This window comes from Duganella rivi, assembly GCF_009857435.1.
GTDB lineage: Bacteria > Pseudomonadota > Gammaproteobacteria > Burkholderiales > Burkholderiaceae_D > Rugamonas > Rugamonas rivi.
This window is the reverse complement of sequence record NZ_WWCK01000034.1, coordinates 1-255: the sequence shown is the minus strand read 5'-3', so window position 1 is coordinate 255 and position 255 is coordinate 1. Positions and strand designations below refer to the sequence as shown.

Genomic DNA, 255 nt, shown 5'->3' with positions numbered 1-255 from the left:
ACGGGAGGCAGCAGTGGGGAATTTTGGACAATGGGGGCAACCCTGATCCAGCAATGCCGCGTGAGTGAAGAAGGCCTTCGGGTTGTAAAGCTCTTTTGTCAGGGAAGAAAAGGCTGTGGCTAATATCTGCGGCTCATGACGGTACCTGAAGAATAAGCACCGGCTAACTACGTGCCAGCAGCCGCGGTAATACGTAGGGTGCAAGCGTTAATCGGAATTACTGGGCGTAAAGCGTGCGCAGGCGGTTTTGTAAGA

At 53.3% G+C, this 255-nt stretch carries 1 rRNA gene; it reads left to right on the top strand.

Going from position 1 to position 255, the window contains the following annotated elements:
- A 16S ribosomal RNA gene (locus GTP45_RS27880) occupies positions 1-255 on the top strand; the annotation flags it as partial.